Source organism: Kibdelosporangium phytohabitans (assembly GCF_001302585.1).
Taxonomy (GTDB): domain Bacteria; phylum Actinomycetota; class Actinomycetes; order Mycobacteriales; family Pseudonocardiaceae; genus Kibdelosporangium; species Kibdelosporangium phytohabitans.
Genome location: NZ_CP012752.1, coordinates 409941 through 426228 on the forward strand (window position 1 = coordinate 409941; position 16288 = coordinate 426228).

The 16288-nt window shown below is 63.7% G+C and carries 17 protein-coding genes; 8 read left to right on the forward strand and 9 right to left on the reverse strand.

From position 1 onward, the window contains the following. Positions 1-9 precede the first annotated feature (9 nt). Positions 10-432 (reverse strand): hypothetical protein, encoded by a 423-nt coding sequence (locus AOZ06_RS01975; protein WP_054287828.1) that lies wholly within the window; start codon positions 430-432, stop codon positions 10-12. A gap of 158 nt (positions 433-590) precedes the next feature. Between AOZ06_RS01975 and AOZ06_RS01980 the strand changes: the two genes are divergently transcribed. Together AOZ06_RS01980 and AOZ06_RS01985 are read left to right on the forward strand one after the other, a co-directional pair. Further along, positions 591-1334, forward strand: coding sequence for a DUF5919 domain-containing protein (locus AOZ06_RS01980; protein WP_054287829.1), 744 nt, complete (start codon positions 591-593; stop codon positions 1332-1334). Between the two features lie 9 nt (positions 1335-1343). After that, on the forward strand, positions 1344-1814 hold the full coding sequence (locus AOZ06_RS01985; protein ID WP_054287830.1) for an NUDIX hydrolase: 471 nt from the start codon (positions 1344-1346) through the stop codon (positions 1812-1814). On the opposite strand, the gene AOZ06_RS01990 is transcribed toward AOZ06_RS01985, so the two are convergent. From AOZ06_RS01990 to AOZ06_RS55780, 4 genes are all read right to left on the reverse strand, one after another. Next, positions 1811-2467, reverse strand: coding sequence for a hypothetical protein (locus AOZ06_RS01990; RefSeq protein WP_179950801.1), 657 nt, complete (start codon positions 2465-2467; stop codon positions 1811-1813). The genes AOZ06_RS01985 and AOZ06_RS01990 overlap by 4 nt on opposite strands. Positions 2468-2613: 146 nt before the next feature. Then, a complete protein-coding gene (locus AOZ06_RS01995; protein WP_054287832.1) occupies positions 2614-3177 on the reverse strand; it encodes an HD domain-containing protein in 564 nt (187 codons plus the stop codon). Between the two features lie 117 nt (positions 3178-3294). Continuing rightward, on the reverse strand, positions 3295-3882 hold the full coding sequence (locus AOZ06_RS02000) for a flavoprotein (protein WP_054287833.1): 588 nt from the start codon (positions 3880-3882) through the stop codon (positions 3295-3297). 71 nt (positions 3883-3953) lie between these two features. Further along, positions 3954-6170 carry a hypothetical protein gene (locus AOZ06_RS55780; protein ID WP_157232762.1) on the reverse strand — a complete coding sequence of 739 codons (2217 nt, stop codon included), beginning with the start codon at positions 6168-6170 and terminating at the stop codon, positions 3954-3956. 374 nt (positions 6171-6544) lie between these two features. Here AOZ06_RS55780 and AOZ06_RS02005 point away from each other — a divergent pair, with 374 nt between their 5' ends. Continuing rightward, positions 6545-6793, forward strand: a complete 249-nt coding sequence (locus AOZ06_RS02005; RefSeq protein ID WP_157232763.1) for a hypothetical protein — start codon at positions 6545-6547, stop codon at positions 6791-6793. A 498-nt stretch (positions 6794-7291) separates the two neighbouring features. On the opposite strand, the gene AOZ06_RS02010 is transcribed toward AOZ06_RS02005, so the two are convergent. Continuing rightward, complete coding sequence (locus AOZ06_RS02010; RefSeq protein WP_054287835.1) at positions 7292-7567, reverse strand: MafI family immunity protein; 276 nt, start codon at positions 7565-7567, stop codon at positions 7292-7294. Between the two features lie 262 nt (positions 7568-7829). On the opposite strand from AOZ06_RS02010, the gene AOZ06_RS02015 reads away from it, so the two are divergent. The 3 genes from AOZ06_RS02015 (at position 7830) to AOZ06_RS02025 (ending at position 10906) form a co-directional block, all read left to right on the forward strand. Continuing rightward, positions 7830-8306 (forward strand): NUDIX hydrolase, encoded by a 477-nt coding sequence (locus tag AOZ06_RS02015; RefSeq protein ID WP_054287836.1) that lies wholly within the window; start codon positions 7830-7832, stop codon positions 8304-8306. Positions 8307-8498: 192 nt separating this feature from the next. Continuing rightward, a complete protein-coding gene (locus AOZ06_RS02020; protein ID WP_054287837.1) occupies positions 8499-9401 on the forward strand; it encodes an AurF N-oxygenase family protein in 903 nt (300 codons plus the stop codon). 5 nt (positions 9402-9406) lie between these two features. Next, on the forward strand, positions 9407-10906 hold the full coding sequence (locus tag AOZ06_RS02025; protein WP_054287838.1) for an FAD-dependent oxidoreductase: 1500 nt from the start codon (positions 9407-9409) through the stop codon (positions 10904-10906). Here AOZ06_RS02025 and AOZ06_RS02030 read toward each other — a convergent pair. Then, positions 10903-11724 carry an SAM-dependent methyltransferase gene (locus AOZ06_RS02030; RefSeq protein WP_054296357.1) on the reverse strand — a complete coding sequence of 274 codons (822 nt, stop codon included), beginning with the start codon at positions 11722-11724 and terminating at the stop codon, positions 10903-10905. The two genes, AOZ06_RS02025 and AOZ06_RS02030, sit on opposite strands and share 4 nt — an antisense overlap. Positions 11725-11895: 171 nt before the next feature. Here AOZ06_RS02030 and AOZ06_RS02035 point away from each other — a divergent pair, with 171 nt between their 5' ends. Both AOZ06_RS02035 and AOZ06_RS02040 read left to right on the forward strand, forming a co-directional pair. Continuing rightward, the gene (locus tag AOZ06_RS02035; protein WP_054287839.1) at positions 11896-13221 is read left to right on the forward strand and encodes a cytochrome P450; all 1326 of its coding nucleotides are present in this window, start codon (positions 11896-11898) and stop codon (positions 13219-13221) included. Positions 13222-13327: 106 nt separating this feature from the next. Continuing rightward, the gene (locus AOZ06_RS02040) at positions 13328-14314 is read left to right on the forward strand and encodes an alpha/beta hydrolase (protein ID WP_236952044.1); all 987 of its coding nucleotides are present in this window, start codon (positions 13328-13330) and stop codon (positions 14312-14314) included. 21 nt (positions 14315-14335) lie between these two features. On the opposite strand, the gene AOZ06_RS02045 is transcribed toward AOZ06_RS02040, so the two are convergent. Both AOZ06_RS02045 and AOZ06_RS02050 read right to left on the reverse strand, forming a co-directional pair. Further along, positions 14336-15715 (reverse strand): nitrilase-related carbon-nitrogen hydrolase, encoded by a 1380-nt coding sequence (locus AOZ06_RS02045; RefSeq protein WP_054287841.1) that lies wholly within the window; start codon positions 15713-15715, stop codon positions 14336-14338. Further along, positions 15702-16274 carry a TetR/AcrR family transcriptional regulator gene (locus tag AOZ06_RS02050; RefSeq protein ID WP_054287842.1) on the reverse strand — a complete coding sequence of 191 codons (573 nt, stop codon included), beginning with the start codon at positions 16272-16274 and terminating at the stop codon, positions 15702-15704. The genes AOZ06_RS02045 and AOZ06_RS02050 overlap by 14 nt, the downstream gene beginning before the upstream one ends. Positions 16275-16288: the final 14 nt, after the last annotated feature.

The following is a 16288-nucleotide window of genomic DNA, read 5'->3' on the forward strand; positions in this document are numbered from 1 at the left end:
CCTGCTGGCTCACGCGGCCGACTTCTGTTCACTGTTGGCACTTCGACTTGCCTTGCTCCCACCCGGAGCCTTCAGGCCCTTGGCGCGGAAGCTGTGGGCGATGCGGCCCCGGTTGTTGGCGTACGGCGTGATGGTCAAGCCCTCGAACTCAACCGGCGCGTACGGGAACCCCTGAATCTTGGGCGGTGGAACCGGCTGCTGTGGTGCGGCAACCTTCACCTTGAACTCGGCACCGAACCGTGCGGCCTCCTCGTTCGCGTCCAGCGCCCGCACGACCCAGACCAGCTCGTTGGTCTCGCGGTCCCGCTCCTGCCGCTTGGGCGCCGCCGGGTCGGACTGGAACTCGATCGAGGGCTCAACTCCGAGCACGAACGCGCCGAAGGGGAAGACTTCGCCGAACTCTGCGGCGAACCTGGTTGGGATGATCGGCATCTCGTTGTCTCCAGTTCTGGTCAGGCCGCCTGTGTGACCCTTGACTTCGAGATACAGATTCGTCCGATATGGAGGACGCAAGTACCGCATGACGGGACTTCTTAGGACGTCCCATGCTAGAGTGAAGACGTCCCATAAAGTCCCCGGGGGAGGGGTTCATGCCGAACGATCGGCTACGAGACGCATTGTTGCGCAACGGTTTGACGCCCGTACAGCTGGCCGCGGCCATGGGTGTCGACCCGAAGACAGTCGAGCGGTGGATCACCAAGGGCCGCACGCCCTACCAACGGCACCGCCACGCCATCGCTGCGATGGTCCGGGAAACCGAGAACTACCTGTGGCCGGATGCCGTTGCGCCAGAACGGGTTGCCGAGGTAGCGCAGTCCGAGGTCATCCAGGTCTACCCACACCGGTACTCAATCCCGAGCGACGTCTGGACGCGCCTGTTCGACCAGGCCACGGAGCAGATCGAAATCCTGATCTACTCAGGCATGTTCCTCACCGACAACCCAGCATTGATCAAGCTCATGCGCAAGAAGGCCGAAGCAGGCGTCAAGATCCGCATCCTCGTCGGCGACCCCGCCAGCCGGGAAGTTGCCAAGCGCAGCGCGGAGGAGGGACTGGACAAGGCGACTCTGCCTGCCAAGGCGCGCAACGCGTTGGTGTTCTACAAGCCCTTGGATGGCTTGCAGAATGTGGAAATCCGGATTCACGGCACGATCCTGTACAACTCGCTCTACCGCTTCGACGAGGACATGCTGGTTAACACTCACGTGTACGGCTTCGGCGCGGCTGTTGCTCCGGTTCTGCACCTTCGCCGCCTGTCAGCAGGGGACTTGTTCGAGACCTACTCGGAGAGCTACGAGAACGTCTGGAACGCGGCCAAGCCGCCCAAGTGGTAGGCAGTACGCATGGCGCGCCTTGACCACTACCAGAACCCCGCCGCCCCGAAGGCGAACAGCATCGTTGTTGCCACGACCGCGTTCGTCCTGGACGACGACGGCAGACTGCTGATGATCCGCCGCACCGACAACGACCTGTACGCCATCCCTGGCGGCGCACAGGAAGTCGGTGAGACCATCTCAGCCGCCGCCGTCCGGGAGACCAAGGAAGAGACCGGGATCGACATCGAGGTCACCGGCCTGATCGGCATCTACTCCGACCCCGAGCACGTCATCGAGTTCACCGACGGCGAGGTTCGCCAGGAGTTCTCCATCTGCTTCCGCGCCAACCCCGTCGGCGGCTCACTGCGTACCAGCAACGAGAGCAAGGAAGTCAGCTGGGTCGAGCAGTCCCTGCTGCCCGAGCTGGTCATCCACCCGTCCATCCGGCTACGCATCCAACACGGCTTCGACGAGCGCGCCGAGCCCTACTACGCCTAGCTCAACTCCACGGCCGAACAGCCGCGCAACTCCCGCAGCAGGCTGGACGCCAACGTCCACCGGATGCGTACGTCATCGAAGGCGACGACGTCTTCGTCAGTCGGTACCGGCAGCAGGCCCGCAGCCTGGTGGATGCGACCACGCACACCCACCATGGGGCACTGACGCACCCGCACGGTAACCGCACCGCCCCGCAGCGCCGGGCACAACTTGGTCGCCAGTACCGCGCACGCCTTGCACACGGGTGGCTCGTCGACCGCCATCTCCTCAGGCCAGTCCGCCCACTTGTCCCGGTTGTCCGTCAGCAGCCACAGCACGCCATCGTCGTTCCGATCAGCAGGCCCAGCGCACACCTGGCACAGCAGCTTGCTCATCGCCCGCCGTTGCCTCAGCGAATGCACCGCCCCGAACAACGGCCGCCCATGCCGTGGCCGTGACGCCAACCGAGGCCACAGGATTCCCCGCTTGTCCCGGTCGCCGATGACTTCGTCCACGTACCCGATGCCACCACGCCTCCGTATCACCAGTGCGGACGACAGATCCTGCTCCTCGCTCCACCGGGCCACATAGGGAACGGTCACCCGATCCCACGAGCTTTCGGCCGGCGGTCCGCCCGCGGCTTCATGGGAATCTCGCGCCGGGCTGATCGACATGAACGACTACCTCTCGGTCAGGTCTGCACTTTCAGACTCTCGACCAGGAGAATCGCCAGCTCACGAGGACACGAGCACCTCACAGCGGGACACCTCAGGACGTCATACGCCCGAGCCGTCCAGCACACGTCACGGCCGCACGTCCTCTACTCGAAGTCGATCCCAGCAGCCCGCAGTCGCTCCTCGGTCCGCTCCACCGCCGCTCCCAACTCCGGCTTGGCCTGCCGAATGAAGAACGTCACCAGGTCATCAGGTCCATACCGCTCTTGAATCTCCCCGATCCGCCGTTCAAACGGCACCGTGACCCCATCCGGCGACGTCGTCATGTCCGCCCACCACAGCGCATCCCGCAGTGGAGTCTCCTCGTCGGCCCACTCCGCCAACTCCGCCGACAACCCCCGCAACTCGGCCTCCCGATACGCACAGGAGTGATGCGCCACCAGAGCACACAACCGCCTCGAGGCGTCGAGTTTGCGCAGGTACCGAGCACCATCCAACGGATGGAAGCCGCTGTGGGCGAGGTTAGGGGCATACCCCACATCATGCAGAACCGCAGCCGCCACCAGCAGCTCACCCTCGTCATGCTCGAACAAGGCCGCAGCCAGTCTCGCCCTGTCACGCACCCCCTGCACATGATTCCACCGACGAGGCAAGGACACCGCCAGACGATCCTCCGCGATGGACGAGGACCAATCGACCAGGTCAGTCACCAGGTCACCGTATCGCGCGACGATCAGGAATCTGATTCCCGCATGTCACTTCACACCTGGGGCAGTTCGTCCGCCGAAGGAGCAAATGCCCGGTCTATCCAGTTCACTTGAGATGACTTAGCGCCTGGTGCTCGTCAACGCCCGTCCCTCAACTGCGGAAACGATGGCGTCGAGGATCGCACCCCACGGCAACTCCTTGCCAGGCGACGATCGCGGCTTGTGCAGAGGCCAGATGTCCTCACCCATCACCATCCGCACACCAGCCCTCGTCAGCGTGGCTATGTGGCCATCCCAGGCAGGGTGGTTCGCGTGACCCGCGTTCACTCGCGGAAACACCACCACAGGAACTTCACCGAGCCCGATCGCCTCACAAACCTGAGTCAGTGCCTGGTTGTCAGCAATGCCTTGGGCCATCTTGGCCACCGTATTGGCCGTCGCAGGCACTACCGCGTAGCAGTCGACCTTCGGATAGGGGCTTGTCTTCCCATGGCATCCGAGGTTATGCCTTACTGGTAGTCCGGTCAGCTCCTTGAGCCTATCGACCTCGGCAGTCGCATCCAGCCAGGTCTGTGCAGTCGGAGTCAACGTCACCGTAACTCGTAGACCGTGCCCGAGCGCTGGTTCAACAAGCTTCGAGGCAAGCTTTTCCAGCCCACCGGCAGCACATCCGACGAGGCCAACAACAGGTGCATTTATCAACTCCATACTACCGTTAACCGGTAGGGCGCATACGGCATGTCTTTGATCGATAGTATTAACGTCGCGTTCAAGTCTATCTAGATCTTCACATCATTTGGGATCTCTTCAAGTTCGCTGTCCAATCCTGTCATCGCTACTTCGTCATCAACTCTGGAAAACGCCCGTGCTTTATCCAGCGCGTCCCTAACCTCGCGCCGAATTCGGCGTTCGCCAAGATTGGAGTAGTCTTGGCGAACTTTGTCCGCCAACTCGACCAGTTTCGGGTCGATAACTCTGCGATGAGCAACATCGACTAGAACGGGAATCGCGACACGGTGTCCTTCGTCAAGCGCTGTTCGCAGCGGTCCAATTCTAAGATACTCTGCCAAAAAGTCAGGGTCAAAGATTGGCGAACTTCCGCGCCAGTCGGGAATCCGCTCCTTTAAACGTTCTTCGAAGCCGAAGGCAGCTCTGTCCATGCAGAGCCACCATTCTTTGTATCCTAATGGCGAACTCGGTGACTCGTCTCGCATGGCTAAAATGCCAACTGTGCATTCAACGTCATGCTTGACCAGCTTTGAAACAATGTCTGGGTTGACGTATCCGTGTGACACCTTCTTGCCGTTACGGCGCCGTTCGTGCACAGAGTGCCAGTACTCTGTCGCCGCGCGTCGGAGTTCTTCGGGGGCGTTGTCGACCCGTTCGGTCAGATCCTTATTCTTGATTCCAAATTCATCGTCCAGGAAATCAAGTATGTCATCAATTGGTCGAATGGGGCCGCGAAAGTCAAGAACCCAGGAAATGAAAGTTGACGTAGGGAATCCGGATCGAACGTACTCGGAGTAGACGAATGGGATACGTGATTGCCATGCGATCGCAGGCTGTTTGGAGCAGTTGACTGCGTTGGTCAAGTGCGCGTCTACTTCTTCGATCACCCCAGTTGTTACGAACAAGTTCAAACCAGCCTGTCGGGCTGCCTTTAGCAAGCTTGTATACGTTTTGGCCGACTCGTCTGGTGCTAGCCGTTCTGTCATCAAGGGCAGGATTACGGTGGTATCCAGCCATATATCGGCATCCGAAAATAACTTTACTACTGCTTTCTGGACGTCTGGGGTCTGCCGCATAAACGCGAAAAGCGTATACGCATCTGCCAAGCGGCGTAAATGTGATGAGATGTTGTCGTCGACTTCAGCGATAAACGCGCACACGCCATCTATAACTTGGTCGTACTTCAACCCCGTTAGTGACCCGTCCTTTCGCGTAACGATTACACTGCGAAGCTCATCGCCGTTCAAGGTGTGCGAGTGTCCGCCTGCTACTGTCGAAGCGAAAGCCTCGCCGCGAGATAGTAGCACCTCCTCTAGGGATTCTTTTACGGCTTGTACAACCGATGTGAAACGTGGCTGATTCTCGCTCAAATTATCGACGTATGTCGCCAGCTTTCTGCCAAGTTCGTTGAGCACTTTCTGTTCGTTTTCAAGGAACTCGCTTAGCTGTGATCTCATTGCTTGCACCTCAGTATTGGACAAGCAAAATTGATCCATGTGTCGCCAGTGCTTAACCCGCCCATTCTTCTTTGAAAGTCGAGCCAACGCATTCTCTGTGTACATTGACACCTGGTCGAGAGGGCTTGCTGGCAGCATGCTCTCCACACGTTTGACTACTTCTTCCTTGGAAATTCTCACATCCAGGTTTGTGTCATGAAGCGCGGCAATTACTAGCGATTCAAAGCAGCTCTTCGTGAGGCCTTTCTCGCTAGCTTGATCCGAGGCGTCTAAAGCGAGGTGAAGGAGTCCCACACGCGCCTCTTGCTCGCTTAATACTGTGCCCACTCTTGTGGAAACTTTGGAAGCTTGGAAGAGTGGTGCCAGCACAATGTCGACGAGCTCTTCACTGGCGCTTGTGCGCTGCGTGTTTGTGAATTGTCGATCGACGAACCATGAGGCATCACGGACGTCCAGGTTGATGCCTTCTTCTTGCGCTAGCGTCCCTTTCAGTTCATCTGCAGCTGGGCCAACACTGGCGTTGGTCACGTAGACAAGGGTCTTGATGTTAGAAAAATTCTCTCGAAGTCGTTTGACAGTTGCGCAGATCTTGGCATCCCATGAGCTCGTAACCGACATTTGAAAAAGAGTGTCGGCTTGGCGACCTTCGCAGTAAATTTCCCCATCTCGCCCTAGGTCGCCATATGTTGCCGCCATGTTGCGATATTCAGGAAGTTCTGAAGCTAGGAACTGAGAGGCGAAAGCCTCGAACAGTGCCCAGTCGGTGCTCTTGAGATTCTCTAATGCGAGCTTCAGCTGCTTTGATGACATCCAAATATGTTAACTCCGACGCTTGTTGTGCTTTTATTACGAGTTGCTGCCGAATTAGGCTCTAGAGGATCAAGGCGCGCCGCCGCTGGCGGCGCGTGTCACGCTCGCGGCGCGGGCGCCGTCCATCGCGACACGACCGGGTTCCCGCTTCGCTACACCCGGTCGGTCGCCCGGACAGGCCCGCGCCGCCGCGTGAGTAGGTAAGCCAGCGGCGGCGCGCAGAGAACCAACGACCAGCCGACGCCAGACCGTGACGATCGCCGGGTGGTCGACCTGGTCGACCTGGGTACGGCGATCGGCGCCCGCAGACGCTTCGCGCCAACGGCCAACGAAACTCAGTGGGCGACCTGGTCGGCGAACTCTACCGTCAGGGCGTGGAACTCAGCCCCGAAGAGGAAGCGTGGGTCTACGACGAGACGCCGTCGCCCTGCCCGGTCTGTGGTGTGGGGCCCGAGCAGTCGTCGGACTCGAAGCGGATGTGGACCAGCGTCTGTTACTGCGGGCACCCTCGGTACTGGGACTACAAGGTCCGGCTGCAGCAGCTCAGGGAGCGAGAGGGACAGCCCGGTCCGCCAGGCGTGAAGCCGGACAAGGGAACGCAGCAAGGCCGAGGGGCCGATTGACCGCCACCGCCGCCGGTATGTGGGCGATCTGGCGAGGTGCGAAGCGGGACTGGCAGTGTCAGGAGCCCACTGTGGAGGGTTGCAGTTTGGGTTGCAGTTTTCCCGCGTTCGGGGGTGTTCAGGCCAGACGGTGCACCCCTTCTGACCTGGGGATGAACGATCTGGGACCGTGCTGAACGGGTCGCTGGGGCACTCGTAATGCGTAGGTCAAGGGTTCGATTCCCTTCGGCGGCTGGACGGCTGAAAGTGGGTGGGTTAGGTCCAGCAAGGCACATGTGGACACGGCCGCTTTGGCCCTCTGTGGCGGGTGCCTCACGTGGGCCTAACCCACCCAACCTACTGACTTCGTGTAGCTGAGGGCCTGAATCGGGACACCCAATCCGCCGGGTTAGGAATCTAACTCGGTTGCTCGGTTCTAACCTGCCTGCTGGTCGCCGGGCGGTGACCAGGCCCTTGCCGGCGTTCGGAAGGGCCTGAGTCTTGAGGGTCGCAGGTCCCTCAGCGATCAGGGCAGTAGGCCAACGCGCGGGATACCCGTCCGTTGATCCCCACGGCGTGGCTCAAGTCGACCATCTCGGCGCGCACAGCTGATGGTATCGGCGTCTCGTCCTCGGACAGCCAGTCCGCAAGCATCTCCAGGGCCAAGCCCGATTCGCCGGCTTCGATGTACTCGCGGTGCCACTGATGCTGCTGTGTGGACAGGAGGTGGGCTACTTGCTCGCGTAGGGCGACCAGACGTGCTGGGAACGCTTGGGACACAGGCTGGTCGGGCATGCGGCGCGTATGGCATCGGACGGGTGTAGCTGCCGCGCTGTTTCGGTGCCCGTCTTCTGGCCTGTGGTCCGCTGCCTGAATGTCGGGATCCGGATTCTTGAATCAGCGCGCTTTTTCGCTCGGCGAGCGTTGTCGCGTGTTCGAGGGGGCGATGCGATTTTTGGCTTGCTTTGCGTCTCTGCCTGGGGAATTGTGTGCGTTCGGCTGAGGCTGTGGGTGCGGTGATACGCGTTTGCGTTGTGCAGGTGGTAGGCACTGGCGCATGGCGCGTCTTGAGCACTATCAAAACCCGGCTGCTCCAAAGGCGGACAGCATCGTTGTCGAGGTCGCTGCGTTTGTTCTGGACGCTGATGGGCGGCTGCTGATGGTGCGACGTAGTGTGAATGACCACCTCTATGCCCTTCCCGGGGGTGTCCAGGAGGTTGGGGAGACTGTCTCCGTTGCCGCTGTTCGTCGGACCGCGGCTGAGACTGGGGTCGACATCGCGGTCAGCGGGTTGATCGGCGTCTACTCCGACCCTGAGCACGTCGTCGAGTTCAGCGGTGGTGCGGTCCGGCAGGAGTTCTCCGTCTGTTTCCGGGGTCGTCCGATCGGCGGTGAGCTGCGCACCAGCGCCGATGGGAACGTGGAAGTCCTGTGGGTCGACCGGTCTTTACTACCTGAGCTGACCATCCACCCGTCTGTTCGGCTGCGTATCCAGCACGGCTTCGACGAGCGTGCTGGGTCCTACTTCGCCTGAGCGGCCTCGCCGCGGCAGGGGTGGGTGGTGCTTGTCAGTTCGTTAGTGGGTTTCGTGGGTGGTTTGTGCTGTTGCGCGTGAATCTCAGGTTGTTCGGGGTTGGTGGGTGCGGATCTGCCGAGTATGCGTTACCTTAGGTAACTGTAACTTGAGGTAACACCTAGATGCGGGTCCCCTACCAGGAGGTTTCCCATGGTCAACACTGGCGTGGCCGCCGGTTCTGGCCGCGAAGCGCTGGCACAGCGGCTGCTGCACTCGTCGGAGATACTGTCCTACGACCCCGTCCATGAGGTCGACTGGGAAACCCCACTCGACAAGGACTTTCATGGTGCCAGCCCGGAGTGGTGCACGCTTTACGGAACCAAGTACTGGGCTGAGATGACGCCCGAGCAGCAGCGGGAGCTCACGCGGCAGGAGTCCGCCTCCGTCGCGAGCACGGGCATCTGGTTCGAGATGATCCTGCAGCAGATGGTCCTCCGGGACTTCTACGCCAAGGATCCGACCGACCCCGACTTCCAGTGGGCGCTCACCGAGATCGCTGACGAATGCCGTCACTCCATCATGTTCGCTCGTGGCGCCGCCAAGCTCGGGGCTCCCGCGTACCGGCCGCGGCGGTTGGTCATCGAGCTCGGCCGGGCGTTCAAGACCATCGCTTTCGGCGAGGCCGCCTACGCCGCCATCCTGGTGGCCGAAGAGGTCCTCGACGTCATGCAGCGGGACTGGATGCGGGACGACCGGGTCGCTCCTTTCGTGCGCACGATCACCAACATCCATGTCGTTGAGGAGTCGCGGCATATGGCGTTCGCGCGGGATGAGACGCGCAAGCGGCTGCAGGGTGCCGGATGGCTGCGTAAGCAGATCAACGCGCTGGTCGTGTCCATTGCGTCCTACGCGATTGTCACGAGCATGGTGCACAAGGATGTCTACGCCAACGCCGGTCTTGACACGCGTCGTGCGCTGCGTGAGGCGAAGTCCAATGAGCACCACAAGGCGATGATGCGGTCGAGCTGCGCCGGTCTGATGGAGTTCCTCGGCTCCTGCGGCCTGCTCACCCGTGCGTCCACTTGGTTCTACCAGCGCGCGAACCTGATCTGACGCACATGGCTTTCGCGATCACCCAGACCTGTTGCAACGACGCGACTTGCGTCGCGGTCTGTCCCGTCAACTGCATCCACCCGACTCCGGACGAGCCGGACTTCGGCACCACCGAGATGCTCTACGTCGACCCGCGCACCTGCATCGACTGCGGTGCGTGCGCCGACGCCTGCCCGGTCGACGCGATCTACGAGGCGAAGGACCTGCCTGATCCACTGCGGATCTACGCCGACCTCAACGCCGGGTACTACGAGGACAAGGAGCAGGCGCGGACTGATCCCGCGCCGAACTTCCACACCTGGGCGCCGACGGTGTTCACGCGGATCATCCCCAGCGATCTGCCCGCGTTGGATGTCGCGGTCGTCGGCACTGGTCCGGCCGGCATGTACGCCGTCGAGGACCTGTTGCTGCACACCAGTGCCCGGGTCACGCTGATCGATCGGCTGCCCGTGGCCGGTGGGCTCGTCCGCTACGGCGTCGCCCCCGACCACGGGGCGACGAAGCGGATCGGCGAGAGCTTCGCGCGTTTCCACACGCATCCCAGGGTTCGCATGCGGCTCGGTGTCGAGGTCGGACGGGACGTCACCGTCGCCGAACTCGCCGCGCGGTACGACGCGGTGATCTACGCGGTCGGCGCGTCGGAGGCCCGCCGGCTCGGGATCCCGGGGGAGGACCTGCCGGGCAGCCTGGCGGCGACGACCGTGGTTTCTTGGTACAACGGCCATCCGGATGTCGCGCCGAACGCGGTGGACCTGTCGGCCGAGCGGGTCGTGGTGATCGGCACGGGCAACGTCGCGTTGGACATCGCCAGGATCCTGACCGCCGATCCGAACACTTTGGACGGTACGTCGATCTCGCGTGAGGCGCTCCTGTGCCTGCGTTCGAGCAAGGTCCGTGAGGTCGTTCTGCTCGGCCGCCGCGGTCCGGACGATGCCGCGTACACCACGCCGGAACTGCTCGGCCTCACCAGGCGGACCGACGTGGACCTGGTTCTCGACGCGCACGACCCGGGCGTTCTCGCCGCGGTCGACAGCTCGACCGGGAAAGCCGCGCTGCTGCGGGACATCCGCCGCGAGTCGATCGACTGGTCCGCGTCCCCGCCGGACGGGCCGAAGCGCATCGTGTTCCGGTTCGCTTCCGCACCCGCCGAAATCCTGGGCGACGCGCAGGTGAGCGGGTTGTGGGTGACCCGCAACGTCGGCGAAGTGGCGATGAAGGCGGATCGAGTCGTGCGGGCGGTCGGATTCCGCGGAAAGCCGGTTCCCGGTCTGCCGTTCGACGACAAGTCCGGCACCGTCCCGAATTCGCGCGGACGCGTGGACGGGATGCCGGGAACCTATGTGGTCGGCTGGATCAAACGCGGCTCGTCCGGGGGAATCGGTGCGAACCGCACGTGCGCGGAGGACACCGTCGGCGCGTTGATCGAGGACGCCGCAGCCGGGCTGATCGGCCGCGCCGCCCCCGCTCGCCGGTCGGTGCTCTCGTCTTTGTTCGGCAGCCGCTAACGGACCTTTTTTGCTACTCCGCCGTAGATTTGCGCGTTCATTTCCGGATCCTCCGTGACGTCACCGGTTCCGCCGGGACGCCACACCGCGCAGCCGACCAGGCCCGGTTCGACGAGTTCGAAGTCGCCGAACATCTCCGCGACCTCCGAATAGGGCCGGGGCGTGGCCTGGTCGGTGCCTTTGGCGCGGTTGAACATGTCGACCGCGCCGGTGATCTCTTCGGTGTGCTGGTCGGTGGTCAGGTGGGAAAGCGCCAGATAACTGCCGACCGGCACACGGGCGCAGTACTCCCGCACCAGTGCGGGCGGGTCCCAGTCATCGGGAATCCAGTGCAGTAGAGCCATCATCAGCACACCGACCGGTTCGTCGAGGTTCAGCAACCGGCGGGCGGCCGCGTTGCCGAAAACGTGATCCGGGTACCTGAAGTCCGCGTGCACGATCGCCGCGGTGTCGTTGGCCGCGAGCATCAATTCGCTGTGCGCGACCGCGACCGGATCACGGTCGACGTAAACCACGCGGCAGCCCGGACTTGCCTGGTCGGCCACCTGGTGCACGTTGCCCACGGTCGGAATTCCCGAGCCGAGGTCGAGGAACTGCCGCACCCCGGCATCGATCATGAAACGCACTGTGCGGCCGAGGAAAGCCCTGTTCAGCCTGGCGACCTTCTGGATTCCCGGCATGATCTGCTCGGCCATCACGGCGGCCTGCCTGTCCGCGGCGAAGTTGTGCGCGCCGCCGAGCAGGTAGTCGTATGTCCGTGCGCCACTCGGCTTGTCCGTGTCGATGTCGGGTGGGACCCAGTCCTGTTGCTGTTTCACCACTGCCGCGTCCCCTTCCGGCCGACTGAAAGGTCAATGAGCTTACCCCCGTCCGGAAACGCCGGACGTTGCACCATCGGCATGACAATGTGCCACCCGATCGGGTGCTGTTGTAATCGGCCATCCGGCGCCTAGGGTGGGCCGTCCGTTTCGGCAAGTCTAGGAGAGGGAATGACCATCGCGGTCGCACCCGGCCGATGGCTACTCCTCGGGCACACCGTGCCGATGTTGCGTCGCAGGACCGGTTTCACGCAGACGCTGCACGAGCACGGCGATATCGTGCAGCTGCGCCTCGGTCCGCTGCACACCTATTTCCTGACCAGTCCGGAATTGGTGCACCAGGTGCTCGTCACCGACTCGAACAGTTTCGAGAAGGGCGCGATCTTCGACAGATTCCGCCCGTTCATGGGGAACGGGCTGGTCATGTCGGCCGGTGCGTTCCACATGCGGCAGCGGAGGCTGGTGCAGCCCGCGTTCCACCGCGCCCGGCTGCAGCACTACGCGGACACGATGCGGCGCGTCGCGAACGAGACGATCGGCGCGTGGCAGCCCGGAGAAGTGCGCGAGTTCGACCGTGACATGCAACGGATGGCTGTCACCATCGTCGGCGAGACGTTGTTCTCCACCGAGTTGGGCAGACGTGCCACCGCCGAGGCGTGCAAGTCGATCCCGATCGTGCTGAAGGACGGCATGGTCCGGGCGCTCACGCCGTCGATCCTCGAACGCGTGCCGGTGGTTCCCGCCAACCGGCGCTTCGACGAGGCCGTCGACCGGCTGCGCGAGATCGTGCTCGACGTCGTCGCGGCCTGGCGGGCCGACGGCGAGGACCGCGGTGACCTGCTGTCCATGCTGTTGCTCGCCGAGGACGCGGACACCGGTGAGCGGATGAGCGACCAGCAGGTGTTCGACGAGGTCATCACCTTGCTGACCGCGGGAAGCGAGACCATCGGTGTCGCGCTGACCTGGCTGTTCCACGAACTGGCCAAGCACCCCGAGGTGGAGCGCAAGGTCCGGGCCGAGGTGGACGAGGTGCTCGGCGGTCGACCGATCACGTTCGACGACGTGCCGAAGCTCGGGTACACGCGGCAGGTGATCAACGAAGTCCTGCGGATGTACCCGATCTGGATCTTCATGCGCCGGGCGCGGGTGGACGTCGAGCTGGCCGGCGAGCACCTGCCCGCGGGCACCGAGTTCATGCTCAGCCCGCACGCTCTGCACCACGACCCCCGGTTCCACGACCGGCCCGGCCGGTTCGACCCGGACCGCTGGACGGGCGAGCGGGCCGCGACCCTGCCGAAGGGCGCGTTCATCCCGTTCGGCGCGGGCAACAGGCAGTGCATCGGCAATTCGTTCGCGTACACGGAGATGACCATCGCCGTTGCCACCATCATCGCCCGCTGGCGGCTCGTGCCGGTACCGGGCAAACCCGTTCGCGTCACCGTGACCTCGGCGGCATATCCGAACCGGATGCCGATGACCGCGGTCCCGGTCACCTGAGATCGCTCTGGCGCAATAGTCTTCCTGGAGGTTGTCACCTGTGCGCTGGTTCCATAGTGGACTTAAACGTTCCGTCGCCCGTCGTTGCCTCGCCGTCGCGCTCGCCGTGACCGGAGTCGGTTTCCTGACCACGCCGGTCGCGCAGGCCGCGCCCGTGTCGTCGTGCCGGGACGTGTACTTCCCGGTCACGCTGACCGTGGTACCGCAGACCATGTACGGCAGGCTGTGCCTCCCGGCGGGCGGTTCGAACACGGTCCACGTGCTGATTCCCGGTGGGACGTACAACAGTTCCTACTGGGACATCGGCTACAGCCCGCAAACCCGGTCGTACCGGCAGGCGCTCAACGAGGCCGGTCACGCCACGCTGGCGCTCGACCGGCTCGGCACGGGCCGCAGCACGATCCCGCTGAGCGTCCTGCTGACCGCGATCACCGAGGCCGAAGTCGTGCACGAGGTGGTCCAGCAGCTGCGCTCCGGCGCGCGGGGCCCGAAGTTCGGCAAGATCATCCTGGGTGGTCACTCGTTCGGCTCCGGTGTGGCCATCATCGAGGCGGGGACGTTCAAGGACGTCGACGGCGTGCTGATCACCGGCCTGGCGCACAGGATCAACGTCATCGGGGCGGCCGCGGTGTTCGCCGCGACCCTGCCGGTGAGCATCGACCCGAGGTTCTCCAGGACCGGCCACGATCCGCTCTACATCACCACGTTGCCCGGCACCCGGTATGGCATCTTCCACAAGCCAGGACCGAGGATCGACGGTGCCGTCGCGTACGACGAGGCCACAAAGGACACCTCGGTGCACACGCAGGCGGCCGACTTGTTCCCGGTCGCCGTGATCCTGCCGTACTCGCGGCTGATCGACGTTCCGGTGATGGTGGGGCTGGGCCAGGACTCCGTCTTCTGCGGACTGCTGGCGACCGACTGCTCGTCCGGCGAGGCGATCAAGCGCACTGAGTCGCTGTACTACTCGTCGAAGGCACAGCTGCACGCCTACGCGTTGCAGGGTTATGGGCACGTCATCAACTACGCGCCCAACGCCCGCGACTTCTACAAGGCTGTCGCGCAGTGGGCCAACCGCAAAGTCGGTCGCTGACCGATTTCCCCGAAGAGCAGGTCAGCCGTGGTCCGCGGCTGGCCTGTCTTTCTTTCGCGCGAATGCCTTGACCAGTGCGAGGGCCGTCACCGCGAGGCACAGCCAGGCGAACCAGTCACCGAAGCGGCTGTACAGCGTCGCACCGGGGCCGAGCGGGACGTCGCCGATCACGGTGGTGAAGCCGTCTGTTCCCGGGCCGGTCGGCTTCGAGGCGATGACGCGCCCGTACCCGTCGGAGAGCATCAACGTGGTTTTCCGCCCGCTCCACGCGATGGCCATTCCGTTCTCCACACCACGCAGCAGTGCCGTGCGGCTGTGCCGCCAGCCGTTGTGGTCCTCGTCCGAGGCGGGGAACGCCAGCATCCTCGCGCCCGCGACGGCGTAGTCGGCGGATGGGGAGCGGAAGTTCACGTCGAAACAGATCGTCATCCCGACCCGGCCTGGCTCGGCGAAGACCAGCTCGGTGCCCAGCGGGCTGACCGCGTCATGGTGCTTCAAATACCGTGCGCCGTTGGGGAACGACAAGGCGTAGTTGTACTTCGCTGTGGGTGAGACGTGCTGGAAGCCGACGACGATGGTGAGGGCGCGACCGGTCGCGATCCGTCGCATCAACTCGGTGAGTTCGCTGGGCCATTCCCGAGCCGAGGCGAAAGCCGCTTCGGGCAGCACCACCATGTCGACGCCCTCGGGTAGCGCGTAGAGCTGCTGGACGTAGTCCGCCAACAGTGTCCTGCCCGCTGCGGTGTCCAGGTCGGTGGCCCAGCCCTTCTGGTTGCTGGCGAGGAGGGCGACTCGTTGTGAAGGGCCGGGGTCGGCGGTCAACCGGAGAACTCCGCCGCCGACCACGAGCGCGGCAACGGCGGCTGCGACGAGCGCGATGCGGGGCCTCCACGTCGCGACGGCGGTGGGGATGAAGAAGATGAGGAATTCCACTCCCCACGGGCCCAGCGCCGACGTGGCCTGCATGACCACCGGCACTTCGACCTCGCTGGTCACGAGGGTTCCCTCGATTCCCATCGGGTTCAACGCGGCTGCCAGGTAGAGCGGTGTGACCCACGCGGCCGGCGCGGCGAGGACACCGAACGCCGGGGGCAGCAGGCGGAAGACCGTGACTGCCAGTGCGAACGTGACGCCGAAAGCCGTGGCGATGACGACTCCCCACGGCCACAGGGGAAGGTCGTGCGACTGGGCCGACCAGTACCAGAAGTTGGTCGAGCCGGCGAAACCGGCGGCGAAGCCCGCGCCCGCCGCGGCCCAACCGGACACCTTCTTGGCCACCAGCAGCAGCGGTAACGGGAAAAGCCATGCCAGCAGCGGGATCGGCGACAGACCGGTGCCGAAGTAGAGCAGTGCGGCCGACGCGACGGTCGCCGCCGCGGGGAGCCATTTAGCGGAGCCCATTGAGCACCCTTTCGACGGTTCGACCGCACAGCGCGCGGAACTCCGGCTCCGGCAGGTCGATCCGGCCGCCGTGGTACTGCTGGAGCAGGCCCACCACCGGACTGGTGATGGCGAGCGTGACCTCGAGGACGTCGTCCTGGCGCAACGCGCCGTCCCGCATCGCCTGTGCGACGGCGTCGAGCACCGGGGCGAAGGCGGGGGAGCCGCCCGTGCGGAAGTCGTCCGGGAACTGCCGTGCGTCCGGCCGCCGCTCGGCGACCAGGTACGTGTACAGATTTCGTTTTCCGAGCGCGAAGTCGAGGAACAGGTTCAACAACTGCTCCGTTCGCGTGACGAAATCACCATCCGTTTCCACGGTCGCCCAGCCGGACGTGATCTCCGCGACGGCTTCATCGACAGTTTTGTGCAGCAATGCCTCGCGATTCGGGAAGTGCCGGTACGTGGCCATCGTCGTCACGCCCGCGTCGGCCGCGACTCGGCGCATGGTGACCGCCTGTGCGCCTTCGGCCAGGAGGATCGCCAGGGCCGCGGCGGTGAGCCTGGCGGGGGTCGGTGTCATGTGTACAACGTACA